The following is a 16,892-nucleotide window of genomic DNA, read 5'->3' as shown; positions in this document are numbered from 1 at the left end:
CACGCGCGCTCCTCGGGAGAATCGGATGGGACTCTTCGAGGGTAGTGCCGTTGCCTGGACGAGCCGATGCGGCTACCGTGGCGGTGCACAAGGAAAGCGCTTGCTGAGGGCGAGCGCCATCGACGACGATGAGGAGCCCGCGTGAACCGTTCGAAGAAGAGAGCCGTCGTCCGCGCGGCGAGCGGGGCGCTCGCCGCCGTGCTCGTCGTGGGCCTGCCGGGAGTCGCCGCGCACGCGGCGCAGCCGTCCGCGGATGCCGGCTCCGGCCATCCGCAGCTCGAGCGGCTCGACCGCGGTCTGGTCGCCGCGACGACCGACCGCGGCGTCTTCCTCAGCTGGCGCCTCCTCGCCGAGGAGACGACCGGCGCCGGCGAGGAGGGCATGCTGGGCCCCGACTTCGCGGTGTACCGCGACGGCGAGCGCATCGCCACGGTCTCGGACAGCACGAACTTCCTCGATGAGGACGGCACGGCGGACGCCTCCTACCGCGTGGCGCCCGTGGTGAACGGCGTCGAGCTCGACGCGAGCGCGGCGGTCTCGCCGTGGAACGGCGCCCATGCGTCGCTGCCGCTGCAGAAGCCGGCAGACGGCGTCACGCCGGCGGGGGAGGCGTACACGTACTCCGCGAACGACATGTCGGTGGGCGACATGGACGGCGACGGCGACTACGAGTACGTCGTCAAGTGGTACCCGTCGAACGCGAAGGACGTCTCGCAGGTCGGCTACACCGGCAACACCTACATCGACACGTACGAGGCCGACGGCACGCTGCTGCATCGCATCGACCTCGGCGTCAACATCCGGTCGGGTGCGCACTACACGCAGTTCATGGTCTACGACTTCGACGGCGACGGCCGCTCGGAGATCATGATGAAGACGGCGCCGGGAACGAGCGTCACCGCCGACGGCGAGACCTCGTTCGTGACGATCGCACCTGACGATGCGGCCGCCGGGGTCACCGATCACGACGACTACCGCATGTCGGCGGACGACTACCGCGCGCACCTGGTGGACATGTTCCGCGGCTGGAGCGACCGGGAGGAGGTCGTCTCGGGGCAGTGGCCGGCGACGCTCGAGGAGGCCTTCGGCACCGAGCCGCGATACGACTACCCCCTGTCGGAGGCCGACGCAGCGGCGCTCGCCGACTACTTCATCGACGTCTACGCGCCCTCGCGCTCGAGCCGCAACCAGCTGCAGGACTTCGAGGGCTTCGTCCTCGAGGGCCCGGAGTACCTCACGGTCTTCGACGGCGAGACCGGCCGCGAGCTCGAGACGGTCGACTACAAGCCCGGACGCGGTGACGACGGCCTGCTGTGGGGCGACTACGCGATGTCGCGCATCGAGCCGGGCAACCGCGTCGACCGCTTCCTCGCCGGCGTCGCCTACCTCGATGGCGAACGCCCTTCGGCGGTGTTCGCGCGCGGCTACTACACGCGCAGCACGCTCGTGGCCTACGACTGGGACGGCGAGCACCTCGCAGAGCGCTGGTACGTCGACAGCGGCCATGCGCCGATGAGCAATCCGTTCAACGACAGCCCGCACGGGGTGGACGGCACGGACCCGGAGTTCGGGACGCTCACCACGCAGGGCTTCCACTCCCTGTCGGCAGCTGACGTCGACGGGGACGGCCGGCAGGAGATCGTCTACGGTTCTGCCACGATCGACGACGACGGATCGCTGCTCTACAGCTCGTTCGGCGAGCTGCCCGCCGGCAGCGCGGCTCCCGGGGAGCAGGCGCGACTCGGGCACGGCGACGCCATGCACGTCACCGACATCCTGCCCGACCGCGAGGGGCTCGAGATCTTCTCCGTGCACGAGGGCGCCACATCGGCGCCGTACGGCTGGGCGCTGCGCGACGCCGCGACCGGCGAGGTGCTGGACGGGGAGTACTCCGGCAAGGACACCGGACGCGGCATGATCGGCGACGTCGATCCCGAGCAGGCGGGCCTCGAGTACTGGGCCGCGATGCCTCCCGGATCGGATGGGTACCGGGAGGGACTGGGCACGAACCAGTCGATCCGCTGGTCCGCCGACATGACGACGCAGATCGTCGAGGGCTACAACGACGAGGACGTCCGCATCGTCGACGGCTCGGGAGAGGTGCTCCTCGAAGCCGAGGGCACCCGCTCGAACAACGGCACCAAGGGCAACCCGTCGCTCGTCGCCGACGTGTTCGGCGACTGGCGCGAGGAGCTCCTCGTGCGCTCGGCCGACAGCAGCGAGATCCAGATCCACCTCTCGAGCGAGGTGACCGACCGCAAGCTGACGACCCTCATGCACGACGCGCAGTACCGGCCGGAGGTCGCGCGGCAGAACACCGCCTACAACCAGCCGAGCTACACCGAGTACATGCTCGCGTCGGACATCGACTGGCACGTCGTGCCCGTGTACACGACCGAGGTGGTCGCGCCCGCGCCGACGTTCGTGGAGCAGCCCGGCCGCGGCCAGGACGGCTATCGCATCCCCGAGGTCGAGGGCGTGAGCTACTACGTCGACGGCGAGCGGATCGAGCCGGGCTTCCATCGCGAGAAGCGCGAGGTGGCGATCTCGGCCGTGCCCGACGCGTGGTTCTCCCTTGCGGCGGATGTGCCGTCGACCTGGGAGTACTCCTTCCGCGCGGGTCGCTGAGGACGCGGAGAAGGGGAGGGGCCGCGGGTGACGGCCCCTCCCCTTCCTGCGGATCAGGGCAGGCGGGCGGCGTACTGCGCGCGGATGGCCGGGCGCGCGTCGAGGGGGAGTGCCGCGGAGGTGCGCAGCGGCCAATCCGGCCGTGCGCCCGTGAGCGCCCACGCCGCCTGGACGGCGGCGCCGAGCGCCACATACTCCCCGGGTTCCGGGACGACGACGGGCGCGTCCAGCACCTGCGCGGCGACGGCCTGCACCGCCGCGCTCTGCGCGGCGCCGCCGACGAGCAGCACGCGCTCGGCCGCGACGCCGTGCGAGCGGATCGCGTCGAGCCCCTCGGCGAGGCCGCACAGCACGCCCTCGATCGCCGCGCGGGCCAGGTTCTCCCGCGTCGTCGACCCGAGGGTCATCCCGAACAGGGTCGCCGTCGCGTCGGGCAGGTTCGGCGTCCGCTCGCCCTCGAACCAGGGCTGCATCACGAGGCCGCCCGCGCCGGGCTCCGCGGCGAGGGCCAGCCGCGCGAGCTCGGCGTGGTCGACACCGAGGAGGCGCGCGGTCACGTCGAGCACGCGCGCGGCGTTGAGGGTCGTGACGATGGGGAGGAACGCGCCGGACGCGTCGGCGAAGCCCGCCACCGTGCCCGAGGGGTCTCGCACCGCGACGTCGGTGACCGCGAAGACCGTGCCGCTCGTCCCGATCGAGATGCCGATGTCGCCGGGGCGCGCGCCCAGGCCGAGCGCGGCGCCGGCGTTGTCGCCCGCACCCGGCGCGACGACGAAGCCCGGGCCGTCGACGAGCTCGCGCGGGCCGAGGACCCGCGGCAGCACGACGTCCTCCGCCGGGCGCCGCAGCGCGGTCGCGAGCAGCTCGCGGTCGTAGGCGTCTCGCGACGGATCGAAGTAGGCCGTTCCGCTCGCGTCCGACCGGTCGGTGACGAGCTCCTCGAGGACCGGCCCGCGTTCGCCATCCGGTCCGAAGCCGCGCAGGCGCCAGGTCAGCCAGTCGTGGGGCAGGGCCACAGCCGCCACGCGCGCGGCGTTCTCCGGCTCGTGGTCCGCCAGCCACCGCAGCTTCGTCGCGGTGAACGACGCGACCGGGACGAGTCCCGCGCGCTCGGCGAAGGCGGCCGCGCCGACCTCGGCGGTCAGCGCCGCCGCCGCGTCCGCCGAGCGGGTGTCGTTCCAGAGGAGGGCGGGGCGGATGACCGCGCCGTCGGCGTCGAGCGCCACCATGCCGTGCTGCTGCCCGGCGATGGCGACCGCCGCGACGTCGTCGAGACCGCCCGCGCCCGCGATCGCGATCTGGAGCGCGTCCCACCAATGGCGGGGATCGACCTCCGACCCGTCGGGGTGCGACGCGCGGCCGGTGCGCACGACGTCGCCGGTGCCGACGTCGCGCACGACGACCTTGCAGCTCTGGGTGGACGAGTCGATGCCGGCGACGAGTGTCATCCGCTGGCCCTCATCGGGCGCCGAGCAGGTGCTCGGTCGCGAGTTGCTGCAGTCGGACGAACCCGAATCCGTGCCCGCCGAGGTACGCGTCGGCGTCGAAGTCCTCGTAGGCCGAGCGGTCGGCGAGGAAGTCGTCGTACGACTCGCCCTCGTTCAGCGTCGGCTGCGCGAGCTCGTCGACCTTGGCGGCGGCGAGTGCCTCCTGCACCTCGGGGTCCGCGCGGAACGCGGCGGCCCGCTCTTTGAGGAGGAGGTAGGTGCGCATGTTCGCGGAGACCGAATCCCACACGCCGCGCTCGTCCTCGGTGCGGCTGGGCTTGTAGTCGAAGTGGCGCGGGCCCTCGTAGGCCGGGACGCCGCCGGGGCCGCCGTTCTCGAGGAGGTCGACCAGCGCGAAGGCGTTGTGCAGGTCGCCGTGTCCGAAGACGAGATCCTGGTCGTACTTGATGCCGCGCTGCCCGTTGAGATCGATGTGGAAGAGCTTGCCGTGGTACAGCGCCTGGGCGATGCCGGCAGCGAAGTTCAGGCCCGCCATCTGCTCGTGGCCGACCTCCGGGTTGAGACCCACGAGCTCCGGGCGCTCGAGCGAGTCGATGAAGGCGATCGCATGACCCAGGGTGGGCAGCAGGATGTCGCCGCGCGGCTCGTTCGGCTTGGGCTCGATCGCGAAGCGGATGTCGTACCCCTTGTCGACGACGTAGTCGCCGAGGAGGTTCACGGCCTCGCGGTAGCGCTCCAGGGCCGAGCGGACGTCCTTGGCCGAGTCGTACTCGGCGCCCTCGCGCCCGCCCCACATGACGAAGGTCTTCGCTCCGAGCTCCGCCCCGAGATCCAGCTGACGGAAGACCTTGCGCAGCGCGTAGCGGCGGACCTGGCGGTCGTTGGAGGTGAAGCCGCCGTCCTTGAACACCGGCGCGCTGAAGAGATTGGTCGTGACCATCGGCACGATGAGGCCGGTGTCGGCGAGCGCGCCCTTCAGCCGGTCGATCTGCTTCTGGCGCTCGGCGTCGGTCGAGCCGAAGGCGAACAGGTCGTCATCGTGGAAGGTGAGCCCGTACGCGCCGAGCTCGGAGAGCTTCTCGACCGCGTGCACGACGTCGAGGGCGGGCCGGGTAGGGCCGCCGAACGGGTCGGTGCCGTTGTAGCCGACGGTCCACAGACCGAACGAGAACTTGTCTTCCCTGGTGGGTTCAAGCGACATGGGGATACGTCCTTCAGCATCGTCGATGAAATGTTGTGATGCTGAACATATCACGCCCGCGGACCTCAGCTCGGCGGCGCGGTGGACGCGCGGGCGACGAGGCGAGCGGGCATCCGCACGTGCGCGTCCTCGTCCCGCGGCGCGTCGGCGGCGCCGTCGAGGAGGTCCAGGAGGATCCGCAGCGCGGCGGCCCCCATCTCGCGCAGGGGCTGGCGGACGGTCGTGAGCGGTGGCTCATGAGACGCCGCGGCGGGGATGTCGTCGAAGCCGACGACCGACAGCTGACCGGGCACGGCGAGTCCGCGCGCGCGGGCGATCTCGATCACGCGGATGGCCGAGAGATCGTTCGCGGCGAAGATCGCGGTGGGCGGGTCGGCGAGGGAGAGCAGATGCTCCGCCGCGGCGGACGACTCGTCGGGGCGGTACCCGCCGTCGGCGACGAGCGCAGGGTCGAACGGGAGGCCCGCCGCCTCGAGCGCCGCGCGGTACCCCTCCTCGCGGAGGCGCGCGGATTCGAGATCGCGTCGCCCGCGGACGTGCGCGATGCGCGTGTGACCGAGGTCGATGAGGTGCCGCGTGGCGGCGATCGCCCCGCCGAGGTTGTCACTGTCGACGGTCGTCGGTCCGGTCGGGCCCGTGTGCGGGTCGATCGCCACCACGGGAACAGTGGCGGAGGGCGCCTCGACCGTGGGAGTGACGATGATGGCGCCGTCGATGAGGGTCCCGCCGAGCCGCGAGAGCGATCGGCGCTCCCATCCCTGCGCCGCGGCGCCGTCGCGCCGCGACAGGCTGCCGGCGTAGGACAGCAGGTCGTAGCCGGTTCCCTGGAGGGCGTCGGAGATGCCCTCCAGCAGCGCGAGCGCGAACGGCTCGAACTCGGCCACCAGCACGCCGATGACGTGGGTGCGACCGCGCCGCAGCGATGAGGCGATGAGCGAGGACTCGTAGCCGAGCTCCTCCACCACGCGCAGCACCTGCGCCGCGGTGCTCGCCGCGACCCCGTAGCGGCCGTTGATGACCTTCGACACCGTGGAGACCGACACGCCGGCGGCCTGCGCCACGTCGTGGATGGTCGCTCGGCTCGGCGGGGCGTCGGGGAGGGGTGCGGGCATGGTCACAGGACCACGCTAGCGGTCGTGGCACCGTCCACGCCCTCGACGGTGCAGTGTCTTCAATCGATATCGAAAACGATGTCGATATCGATTGACATGGTGTGAGAGCGGTGCCATCCTCGGTTCGGCGGGAGAGACGTCGGCGACATGCCGAGCACCGCCAGTGCAACTCGATGACGAGGAGAGACGCAATGAGAGCACGCAGGTACCTGACGGCCGCCGCCGTCGCCGGGGCGATGACGCTCACGGGCTGCGCCGCGGCCGGGGGCGCCGAGGGCGACGGCGACGTCGCGATGACCCTCTGGCACAACTCGACCACGGGCGACGGGAAGCAGTACTGGGAGGACGCCGCCGCGGCTTTCGAGGAGGAGAACCCCGGCGTGTCCATCGAGGTGCAGTCCATCCAGAACGAGGACATGGACGGCCGCCTGCAGACGGCGGTGAACTCGGGGGACATGCCCGACATCTTCATGGCGCGCGGCGGCGGCAAGCTCGCCGACATCGTGGCGGCGGGTGCCGTGAAGGACCTCACCGACCTCATCGCCGACGACGTGCGTGCGGACTACGGCGACGGCGTGTTCGATGCCTTCACCGTCGACGGCGCGGTGTACGGCCTGCCGACCGCCGTGCTTCCCGGCGGGATTTTCTACAGCGAGGACCTGTTCGCTGAGGCCGGCATCGAGCCGCCGACGTCGATGGACGAGCTCGTCGCCGCGACCGACGCGCTCAAGGGCGCAGACGTCGCGCCCATCGCGCTGGGCGGCATGGACGCGTGGCCCGCCGCGCACTGGTACTACTTCTTCGCGCTGCGGGAGTGCGGGCAGGACGTGATGTCGGACATCGCGACGACCCGCGACTTCTCCGACGGCTGCTGGCTCGCCGCCGGGGAGGACCTGGCGGAGTTCGCCGAGACCGAGCCGTTCAACGAGGGCTTCCTCACCACGCCCGCACAGCAGGGAGCCGGCTCGTCCGCCGGGCTCCTCGCCAACCACCAGGCAGCGATGGAGCTCATGGGCGGCTGGAATGTCGGCGTCATCGCGTCGCTGACTCCCGACCAGAAGCCGCTGGCAGATCTGGGCTGGTTCCCGTTCCCCGCCGTCGAGGGCGGGGACGGCGACCCCGCCGCGATGATGGGCGGCGTCGACGGGTACTCCTGCTCGGTCGACTCCCCGTCCGTCTGCGAGGACTTCCTGAACTTCATCGCATCGCAGGAGTGGCAGGAGAAGTACGCGCAGGCGTACCAGACCATCCCCGCTTCCAAGGCTGCGCAGGGCGCCGTGACCGAGCCCGCGCTCGAGCCGCTCATGGCGGCGTACAACGACGCCTCCTACGTCGCGGTGTGGCTGGACACGTCTCTCGGCCAGAACGTGGGCAACGCCCTCAACACCGCGGTGGTGGAGATGCTGTCGGGGAGCGGCTCGCCCGAGGGCATCGTCGAGGCCGTCGAGGGCGCCGCGGCTCGCGGATGACGACCGTGACCGCCCCCGTGCTCGCAGAGAACACGACGGAGACCGGCGCATCCGCGCCGGTCTCCGGCCGGGCCCGCGGCGCAGCGCGTCGCGGTGGCGCCGACTGGCGCAAGCGCGGCGAGATCGCGCTGCTGGCCGGGCCCGCCGTGATCGTGTTCCTGGCGTTCGTCATCTTCCCGGTGCTGATGGCCGCCTACTACGGCTTCTTCAGCTGGAAGGGCTTCGGCCCGCCCACCGACTTCGTCGGCCTGCAGAACTACGTCGCGATCCTGCAGGACCCGACCTTCCGAGACGCGGTCGTCCACAACGGCGTCATCGTCGTGGCCTCGCTCGTGCTGCAGGGTCCGCTGGCCATCCTCTTCGCCCTGCTGCTGAACCAGCCGATCCGCGGTCGCTCGCTCATCCGCGTGCTGATCTTCGTGCCGTACGTGATCGCCGAGGTCGTCGTCGGCACCGGGTGGAGCCTGATGCTGCAGGATGCGGGCGCGGTCAACGGCCTGCTCGCGAAGGTCGGACTGGAAGGACTGTCGTGGCTCGCCGACCCGGACGTGGCGATGGGCACCCTCCTGGTCATCATCACGTGGAAGTACATCGGGTTCGCGGTCATCCTCATGCTCGCCGGCCTGCAGGGCATCCCCGAGGAGCTGTACGAGGCTGCGGCGATCGACGGCGCGTCGTTCTGGCAGATCCAGCGGCGGATCACGCTGCCGCTGCTCGGCCCGACGATCCGCATCTGGGCGTTCCTGTCCATCATCGGGTCGCTGCAGCTGTTCGACCTCGTCAACATCATCTGGGGCCAGTACGTCTCATCGACCGCCGGCACCTCGACCATGGCGACGTACATGTACCTCAACGGGCACATGGCGGGAAACTACGGCTTCGGCAACGCGGTCGCGGTCGTGCTGTTCGTGATCTCCCTGGCCGTCGCCCTCGTCTATCAGCGCTTCGTGCTGCGACGCGACACCGAAGGCGCCCTCACGGGCGGGAAGGAGCGGAGACGTTGAGCTCCACTGCACTGCTCGTCGTCCCGAGCGCTCGGCGACGCCGCGCCGCCGAGTCGCGCGCCCGCGGCGCCGGCGCCGGGAACCAGACCGCCACCTACCTGTGCGCGGTGGTGCTCATCGCGATCTGCATGGGTCCCGTGCTCTACATCGTGCTGGGCGGCTTCCGGACGAACTCGCAGATCACCGCGGACCCCTCGGGGCTGCCGGGTCCGTGGGTGCTGTCCAACTACACCGAGGTGCTGGCCAGCGCGACGTTCTGGCGGTCGATGGCCAGCTCGACGGTCACCGCGCTCGCCACGACCGCCGGCGTCGTCGCCCTCGGCCTCATGGCGAGCTACGTCCTCGCGCGCTACCGCTTCGCGGGCAGGGGCGCGCTCTACGCGCTGTTCGCCGCGGGGCTGATGTTCCCCGTGACCGTCGCCATCACCCCGCTCTACCTGCTCGTGCGCAGTCTCGGCCTCACCAACAGCCTGCTGGGCGTGATCCTGCCCCAGATCGCCTTCGCCCTGCCGACGACGATCATCATCCTCGTCCCGTTCCTGCGTGCCATCCCCGGGGAGATCGAGGAGGCGGCCTCGATCGACGGCGCCTCCCGGCTGGGGTTCTTCTTCCGGATGGTGCTGCCGCTGAGCCTGCCCGGGGTCGTCACCACGGGCATCCTCGCCTTCATCGGGTCGTGGAACGGGTACATGCTGCCGCTGTTCATCCTCAGCGATCCGAACCTCTTCACGCTGCCGCTCGGCGTCCAGAACTTCTCCTCGCAGTACTCCGTCGACACCGCCCGCGTGCTCGCGTTCACGTCGCTGTCGATGCTGCCCGCACTCGTCTTCTTCAGCCTGTTCGAGCGCCGCATCGTCGGCGGTCTCAGCGGGGCGGTGAAGGGATGATCCCCCTCGACCCATCAGGGAGCACCATGACCGAACATCCCCGTCTGCCCGAGGTGTCGGAGCGCGTGAGCGCGCTGTGGCAGTGCATGACGCTCGAGGAGAAGCTCGCGCAGCTCGTCGGGTACTGGCTCGACCGGGGCGGCGAGGTGGTCGCGCCGATGCAGGGGGAGATGGCGGGGGATGAGCCGGGGCGCGCGCTGGCGGACATCACGCGCGACGGCATCGGGCACTACACGCGCGTCTACGGCACGCGGCCGGTCGACCCCGTGGAGCGGGCGCGCTGGCTCTGGGACGAGCAGCGTCGCCTGACCTCCGACACGCGCCTGGGCATCCCCGCGATCGTCCACGAGGAGTGCCTGACCGGGCTGGCCGCCTGGAAGGCGGCCACCTTCCCCACGCCGCTCGCGTGGGGAGCGGCGTTCGACCCCGACCTCGTCGCCGAGATGGGCGCGGCGATCGGCGAGACCATGCGCGCGCTCGGCATCCATCAGGGGCTCGCGCCCGTGCTCGACGTCGTCGCAGACGCGCGCTGGGGCCGCGTCGACGAGTGCATCGGCGAGGACCCCTACCTCGTCGGCACCGTGGGCACCGCATACGTGCGCGGCCTGCAGAGCGCGGGGGTGCACGCCACGCTCAAGCACTTCCTCGGATACTCGACGTCTCGGGCCGGGCGCAATCACGCTCCCGCGGCGGCCGGACCGCGCGAGATCGCCGACGTCTACCTGCCGCCGTTCGAGATGGCGCTCCGTGACGGCGGTGCGCGGTCGGTGATGAACAGCTACGCCGACATCGACGGCGTGCCGGTGGCCGCGGATCCGCACCTGCTCACGCACGTGCTGCGCGATGAGCTGGGGTTCGACGGCACGGTGGTGTCTGATTACTTCTCCGTCGCCTTCCTCGAGGTCATGCACGGCACAGCGGCCGACCGCGGGGAGGCGGCCGCTGTGGCGCTGGCGGCCGGCATCGACGTCGAGCTGCCTTCGGGCGACGCGTACCTCGCGCCTCTGGCCGAGCGCGTGCGCAGCGGAGCGATCGATCCGGCCTATGTGGATCGGGCCGTGCTCCGCGTTCTCGCACAGAAGGAGGAGCTCGGCCTGCTCGACGCGGACGCGTTCGCGGACGAGCCGCCCGCCTCGATCGACATGGACTCGGCGCGCCACCGCGACATCGCGCGTCGACTCGCGGCGGAATCCATCGTGCTCCTGCGCGACGAGGGGGCGCTGCCGCTTCCCCTCGGCGCGCGTCGCATCGCCATCGTCGGGCCCAACGCCGACCGGGCAGAGGCGCTGCAGGGCTGCTACTCCTTCGCCAACCACGTGCTCGCGCACCATCCCGGCCATCCGCTCGGGTTCGCCATCCCCACCGTGCGCGAGGCGCTCGCCGCCGCGCTGCCGGATGCCGAGATTGTGCAGGAGCCCGGATGCGGCGTGGCGGGCGAAGACGCCACGGGGTTCGGCGCCGCGATCGACGCCGTCGCCGCCGCCGACGTCGCGATCGTGGTGGTGGGAGACCAGGCGGGACTGTTCGGCCGCGGGACCGTGGGCGAGGGGAACGACACGGAGTCGCTGGATCTGCCGGGCCGCCAGCGCGAGCTCGTGGCGGCGGCCGTGGCGACGGGAACGCCGGTCGTGCTCGTCGTGCTCTCGGGGCGGCCCTACGTGCTGGATTGGGCGCTCGAGGCGCCCGGCGGGCCCGCTGCCGTGCTGCAGGCGTTCTTCCCGGGTGAGGCGGGCGGCGAGGCGATCGCCGACATCCTCACCGGGGCGGTGTCGCCGTCGGGCCGCCTTCCGGTCTCGCTGCCGCGCTCTGCCGGTGCGCAGCCGTACCGCTATCTGCGGCCGAAGCTCGGCGGCCCCTCGGACGTCACCTCGGCGGATCCGACACCGGTGAGGCCGTTCGGATTCGGGCTGTCGTACACGTCCTTCGCCTACGACGACCTCGAGGTGAGTGCGAGCGCCGCGACGGACGGCCTCCTCCAGGCCGCCGTGACCGTGACGAACACCGGAGCGCGCGCGGGCGACCATGTCGTGCAGCTGTACGGACGCGACGTCGTCGCCTCCGTTGCACGGCCCGTCGTGCAGCTCCTCGGCTACCAGCGGGTCTCGCTCGAGTGCGGAGCGTCGGCGCGGGTGGAGTTCGAGGTGCCAGCCGCGCGCTTCGCGTTCAGCGATCGCCGCATGGTTCGCGTGGTCGAGCCCGGGGACGTCGAGGTGTGGGTCGCGGCTCACGCGGAGGCGTCCGGGATCGAGACCGCGGACGCCGGGGACATCAGCGCTGAGCACCGCGCCCCGGTGCGCCGGGTGCCGGGGGAGAGCACGCCGCGCGCGCTCGTCCGACTGTCGGGCCCGGTGCACGAGGTGGGCGCGGGTGACGCGCGCGTCGTGCGCGGGCGCGTCCGGGAGCTGGCCGAGGTGGGAGAGCCGGTCGGCGCGGGCGGGGAGTGACGAGCGCCCGATATGGTGGGGACGCCGACATAAGCCGCGACGGGCGGCCGACGAGGGGAGCCCCATGGCGCAGCGCACGGCGAGCGTCGAGGGCGTGCGACGCCGGAACCTCGGCGAGGTGCTGCGCCTCGTGCACGAGCAGGGGCCGCAGCCCCGCGCGCGGATCACGGCGGACACCGGCCTCAACCGCTCCACCGTCGCCGACCTCGTCGCGGCGCTCGTCGAGGCGCGGCTCGTGGCCGAGCGGGAGCCCGACCCGACGCGGCGGGTCGGCCGGCCATCGCCCATCGTCGTGCCGAGCGACGACGTCGTCGCGATCGCGGCGAACCCCGAGGTCGACGCCCTCGAGGTCGCCGCGATCGCGCTGAGCGGCGCGGTCCGGGCGCGGGTGCGCGAGGAGAGCCGCGAGCTGCTCACTCCCGAGCAGACCGCCGATGCGCTGGCGCGGATCGTGAGCGGATGGCGGGGGCACGAGCTGAAGGGCGCGCGGACGGTGGGAGCGGGGCTGGCCGTGCCCGGACTCGTCAGCCTCGACGGCCGGGTGGTGCGCCTCGCACCGCACCTGCACTGGGAGGGGGCGCCGTTCGCGGCGATCGTCGAGGAGCGTCTGGGGCTTCCGGTCGTCATCGGCAACGATGCCACGCTCGGTGCGCGGGCGGAGCACCTCTTCGGGGCGGCGGCCGGCCATCGCGACGTCGTCTACCTCAACGGCGGCGCGAGTGGCATCGGCGGCGGTCTCATCGTCGACGGTCGCGTCGTCGGCGGTGCCGGCGGCTACGCAGGAGAGTGGGGGAGGACGCGTCCGGGCCTCCTGGACGACGCGGATCGGCGGACGCCGGAGGGCGCGCTGGAGGACGAGGTCAGCCGGGCGCGGCTGCTGGCCGTGCTCGGTCTCGAAGCCGCCGACGACCCGACGCTCGCCGGAGCGCTCGCCGCCTCCGACCATCCCGAGGTCGACGCAGAGGTCGAGCGCCAGCGCCGCATCCTCGCCACGGCGCTCGCGAACGCCGTGAACGTGCTGAACCCGTCGGCCATCGTGCTCGGCGGCTTCCTCGGCATGCTCGTCGCGGTCGACCCCGCCGGCTTCGACGAGGCGGTGCGCGAGCAGGCGCTGGCTCCGGCCGCCGAGGAGCTCGTCGTCCGCGCAGCGGGCCTGGCCGAGGACCGCCTGCTCATCGGGGCGGCGGAGGCCGCGTTCGCACCGCTCCTCGCGGACCCGCTCGGCTGACGCCCGGCGACGAGCGGGCGGTCAGGACGCCGCGTCGGCGTGGTGCCGGAACCGCAGCCCGAGCCCCACGTGCGGGACCTCGGTCAGCGCGCCGTCGGCGATGCGCACGGGACTCTCATCCACGAGCGCGCCGAGGTCGCCGAAGCCCGCGTCCTCGACGTCCTCCGCGAGCGGAGAGCCGGGGAGGGTGAGCGCGAGCTGCCCGGAGAGCTCCGGCAGGAGGTGCGGGTGCACCTGCACTCCGTGCGCCTGGGCGCGCTCGACGATGCGGAGGAAGGGGGTGATCCCGCCCACGCGGACGACGTTGGGCTGAGCGATGCGGATGGCCCCGCTCGCGAGGAACTCCTCGAATCGATGCACCGTGTGGAGATTCTCTCCCACCGCGATGGGCGTCGCGATACGGCGGGAGAGCTCGACGTGCCCCGCGAGATCGTCCGCGCGCAGCGGCTCCTCGATCCAGGCGGGACCTGCGGCGGCGAGGCGCTCCATCGCGGCGGTCGCCCGTGCGAGGTCCCAGCGCTGGTTCGCGTCGATCATGAGCGCGCGGTCGGGGCCGAGCACCTCGCGGACCGCGGCGAGCCGGTCGGCGTCCTCGGCGATGTCGGGCTTGCCGACCTTCACCTTGATCGCCTCGAAGCCGGCCGCCACCCAGCGCTGCACCTGGGCGACCAGCTCGTCGAGGCTGTAGTGCAGGTTGACGCCGCTGCCGTACGCCGGCACCGCGTCTCGACGGCGGCCGATGTGATCGGCGACGCTTCGACCGGCTGCGCGCGCCTCGGCGTCCCACAGTGCCAGATCGAGACCTGCGAGCGCGATCGTGGTGATGCCGCCGCTCCCGGCCTCATGCAGGTGCGTCCAGAGGCCATCCCAGGTCTGCCGGGGGTCGGCCTCTCGTCCCACCGCGGCAGATGCGATGTCGTGCTCGAGGAGCGCGAGCACCGCCTCGGCGCCGATCTGCGGGGTCCAGGAGAAGCCCCAACCCTCGGCGCCGTCGGTCCGCATCACGTGCGTGGCGATGACGCCCACGCTCGTGACGTCGGCCGCCCAGGGGCGGGTGAGGGGAATGCGCGCGAGCCGTGCGCGCAGCGACCGGATCGCGGGTGCCTCAGGCATGCCGGCTCACCTGCGTGGCGAGCTCCTCGCGCCAGGTGCGCTGCGGCCGCCAGCCGAGGAGCCGTCGCGCCTTGGCATTGGAGAACGCGGGGGCGGTGCCCGTGAGCTCGGCGGCGGCGCGAGCCGCACCGGGATGGAATCGGGGGATCAGGTCGGACAGCGGCTCGCGCGCGAGGGCGTCGTCGGCGCCGACGAAGAAGACCTCGCCGTTCGGGATGTCGTCCATCGCCGCGAGGAGCGTGTCCGCGAAGGCGGAGACGTCGCGCGCATCGACGTAGTTGAAGACCGCGGGAGCCGACAGCGCCGGGTCGTCGAGGCGCTCGCGCACGGTGTGGCCCTGCTGGGTGGGGGCGCCCGCCCATTCCTCGGGCGCGATGACGTAGCAGGGGCGGAACGCCGCGTACCGCGTGGAGTCGCCCGTCTGGCGGCGCAGCATGCCGATGGTCTGCTCGATGAGGAGCTTGGACAGGCCGTATGCGTTCCACGGCCGCGCCGGCGTGTCCTCGTCGATCGGGAGGCGATCGGGCGCCCAGCCGGTCGGCGCGCCGTACCCGATCACGGTGGGGCTGGAGGCCGCGACGATGCGGCCGACGCCGGCCGCCGCTGCCGCGCCCATGACGGAGACGGCGAGCCCGGCGTTGGTGCGCATGATGACGTCCTCGGGCGCGCTGAACGGCACGGCGATGGCCGCGAGATGGATGAGGGCCTCCGGGCGGGTGCGCTCGATCACCTCCGCGGCCTGCCCGGCGTGGGCGAGATCGACCGCGAGCTGCTCCACGCCCGCGAGCTCCGGTGCGTCGGAGATCTCGCGGTCGACGGAGACGAGCTCGTGGCCCGACGCGCCGAGGCCCGCGACGAGGGTGCGGCCGAGCCGGCCGGCCCCGCCGGTGACGAGGATGCGCGTCATGACGGCGCCTCGGTGGTCGTCGGGTGCGTGGTCGTCCCCTCCGCGCTCGTCGGCAGTCCGCCGAGGAGGGCGATGCCGAGGTCGGCGGTGTTCACGGGAAGGCCGGTCGCGAGGGAGCGGTTGCCGGCGATGCCCACGGCGATCGAGCGGATGCCGTCGGACCAGTCGGCGGGACGGCCGAGGGGGTCGTCGTGGGGGCCGACGAAGACGTCGGAGAGGAGGAGGGCGTCGCCGCCGCCGTGTCCGCCGTCGGCGTTGTGGATGGGGACCTCGACGGGCTCCTCCCAGTGGCGCTGGACGAGGAGGCGCTCGCCGACCGGGCGCAGGCTGCTGCCGTTCCCGCCGGAGAGGCTGGGGTCGAGAGCCGGGTGGAGCCCTTCGTCGGGGACGAGGGAGCCGCGTTCGACGACGTCGAGCTCGGCGCGGCCCTCGGTGCCGTTGACGGCGACGCGATAGCCCTCCCACGGAGCGTGGGCGTTGAGGGAGTAGCTGAGGGTCGCGCCGGAGACGTAGTCGACGACGAGGGCGAGGTTGTCCTCGATGGTGATGCCCTCGGTGAACACGTCGAGGTCGCGCCGGTAGCCGTCGTGCTGCTCGGCGTCGAGGTAGAGCTGCGCGAGGCGGGGGTCGTCGCGCAGGTCGAGCTCGAACGGGTCATGGGCGCCGTCGTGGGTGCCGCGCTCGGGGCGGTCGGCCAGGCCGCGCGCACGGGCGTTGTCGGCGCCGTAGAACCGGAGCCCTCCGGAGGCGAACACGCGGCGGGGCTCGCTGGCGATCCACCAGTTGACGAGGTCGAAGTGGTGGCTCGACTTGTGGACGAGGAGCCCGCCGGAGTGAGCCTTCTCGCGATGCCAGCGCCGGAAGTAGTCCGCGCCGTGCTTGGTGTCGAGCATCCAGGAGAAGTCGATGGAGGTGACCTGTCCGATGCGGCCGGACTGGATGACCTCCCGCAGCGCGCTGTTGCGGGGGGAGTAGCGGTAGTTGAAGGTGAGGACCACCTGGCGGCCGGTGCGGGCGACGGCGTCCTCGATGCGGCGGGCGCTGTCGGCGTCGATGGTGAGCGGCTTCTCCACGACGACGTCGACGCCGGCCTCGAGGGAGCGGACGATCATCTCCGCGTGCGTGTCGTCGCGGGAGCACACCACGACCCGCTCGATCCGCTCCGTGCGGATCATCTCCTCCAGGCCGTCCGGCCCCCACACGCCGGGCGCCGGCGCCCCGGCCTCCACGGCCCGCTGCACGTACGCGCCGGCGCGGGTCGGATTCGGCTCGCACAGCGCGACGAGGACGGCGCGGTCGGCATAGGTGCGGGTGATGGCGTCGACGTACATCTGCGCGCGGTGTCCGGTGCCGACGACGGCGTAGCGGAGCTGGCTCATCCGTGAGTCCCTTCCAGAGAAAGCGGTTTCTCACTCTAGCACGCAGTGCGGACTCGAGGATGGCTGCGGGCA

The 16,892-nt window shown here is 72.2% G+C and carries 12 protein-coding genes; 6 read left to right on the top strand and 6 right to left on the bottom strand.

Annotated features, from left to right (window positions below):
• Positions 1-141: 141 nt before the first annotated feature.
• Positions 142-2,628, top strand: a complete 2,487-nt coding sequence (locus QWJ90_RS02900; RefSeq protein WP_436836678.1) for a rhamnogalacturonan lyase — start codon at positions 142-144, stop codon at positions 2,626-2,628.
• A gap of 53 nt (positions 2,629-2,681) precedes the next feature.
• Here the strand turns inward: QWJ90_RS02900 and xylB are convergent, their stop codons facing one another.
• The 3 genes from xylB to QWJ90_RS02885 all read right to left on the bottom strand — a co-directional run bounded on the left by xylB (position 2,682) and on the right by QWJ90_RS02885 (position 6,389).
• Positions 2,682-4,076, bottom strand: a complete 1,395-nt coding sequence (gene xylB, locus QWJ90_RS02895) for a xylulokinase (RefSeq protein WP_290106086.1) — start codon at positions 4,074-4,076, stop codon at positions 2,682-2,684.
• A 10-nt stretch (positions 4,077-4,086) separates the two neighbouring features.
• Positions 4,087-5,277, bottom strand: coding sequence for a xylose isomerase (gene xylA, locus QWJ90_RS02890; protein WP_290106085.1), 1,191 nt, complete (start codon positions 5,275-5,277; stop codon positions 4,087-4,089).
• Between the two features lie 65 nt (positions 5,278-5,342).
• Positions 5,343-6,389, bottom strand: a complete 1,047-nt coding sequence (locus tag QWJ90_RS02885) for a LacI family DNA-binding transcriptional regulator (RefSeq protein ID WP_290106357.1) — start codon at positions 6,387-6,389, stop codon at positions 5,343-5,345.
• 191 nt (positions 6,390-6,580) lie between these two features.
• Between QWJ90_RS02885 and QWJ90_RS02880 the strand changes: the two genes are divergently transcribed.
• The 5 genes from QWJ90_RS02880 to QWJ90_RS02860 all read left to right on the top strand — a co-directional run bounded on the left by QWJ90_RS02880 (position 6,581) and on the right by QWJ90_RS02860 (position 13,421).
• Entirely contained in the window at positions 6,581-7,858 is a 1,278-nt protein-coding gene (locus QWJ90_RS02880; protein ID WP_290106084.1) for an ABC transporter substrate-binding protein, read from the top strand.
• The gene (locus tag QWJ90_RS02875; protein ID WP_290106083.1) at positions 7,855-8,862 is read left to right on the top strand and encodes a carbohydrate ABC transporter permease; all 1,008 of its coding nucleotides are present in this window, start codon (positions 7,855-7,857) and stop codon (positions 8,860-8,862) included. The genes QWJ90_RS02880 and QWJ90_RS02875 overlap by 4 nt, the downstream gene beginning before the upstream one ends.
• On the top strand, positions 8,859-9,749 hold the full coding sequence (locus tag QWJ90_RS02870; protein WP_290106082.1) for a carbohydrate ABC transporter permease: 891 nt from the start codon (positions 8,859-8,861) through the stop codon (positions 9,747-9,749). The genes QWJ90_RS02875 and QWJ90_RS02870 overlap by 4 nt, the downstream gene beginning before the upstream one ends.
• A gap of 26 nt (positions 9,750-9,775) precedes the next feature.
• Positions 9,776-12,193: a glycoside hydrolase family 3 N-terminal domain-containing protein gene (locus QWJ90_RS02865; protein ID WP_290106081.1), complete on the top strand. Its 2,418-nt coding sequence runs from the start codon at positions 9,776-9,778 to the stop codon at positions 12,191-12,193.
• A gap of 64 nt (positions 12,194-12,257) precedes the next feature.
• Entirely contained in the window at positions 12,258-13,421 is a 1,164-nt protein-coding gene (locus QWJ90_RS02860) for an ROK family protein (protein ID WP_290106080.1), read from the top strand.
• 21 nt (positions 13,422-13,442) lie between these two features.
• Here the strand turns inward: QWJ90_RS02860 and QWJ90_RS02855 are convergent, their stop codons facing one another.
• From QWJ90_RS02855 to QWJ90_RS02845, 3 genes are read right to left on the bottom strand one after another with little or no spacing between them, the layout of a single operon-like run.
• Positions 13,443-14,534: a mandelate racemase/muconate lactonizing enzyme family protein gene (locus QWJ90_RS02855; protein WP_290106079.1), complete on the bottom strand. Its 1,092-nt coding sequence runs from the start codon at positions 14,532-14,534 to the stop codon at positions 13,443-13,445.
• Complete coding sequence (locus QWJ90_RS02850; protein ID WP_290106078.1) at positions 14,527-15,441, bottom strand: NAD-dependent epimerase/dehydratase family protein; 915 nt, start codon at positions 15,439-15,441, stop codon at positions 14,527-14,529. Before QWJ90_RS02850 ends, QWJ90_RS02855 begins: the two co-directional genes overlap by 8 nt.
• Positions 15,438-16,820 (bottom strand): Gfo/Idh/MocA family protein, encoded by a 1,383-nt coding sequence (locus tag QWJ90_RS02845; protein ID WP_290106077.1) that lies wholly within the window; start codon positions 16,818-16,820, stop codon positions 15,438-15,440. Before QWJ90_RS02845 ends, QWJ90_RS02850 begins: the two co-directional genes overlap by 4 nt.
• Positions 16,821-16,892 lie beyond the last annotated feature (72 nt).

The organism is Microbacterium oryzae, from assembly GCF_030406385.1.
Taxonomy (GTDB): domain Bacteria; phylum Actinomycetota; class Actinomycetes; order Actinomycetales; family Microbacteriaceae; genus Microbacterium; species Microbacterium oryzae_A.
Note: the sequence above shows the minus strand (reverse complement) of the source record. Positions and strands in the feature narration are given on the sequence as shown.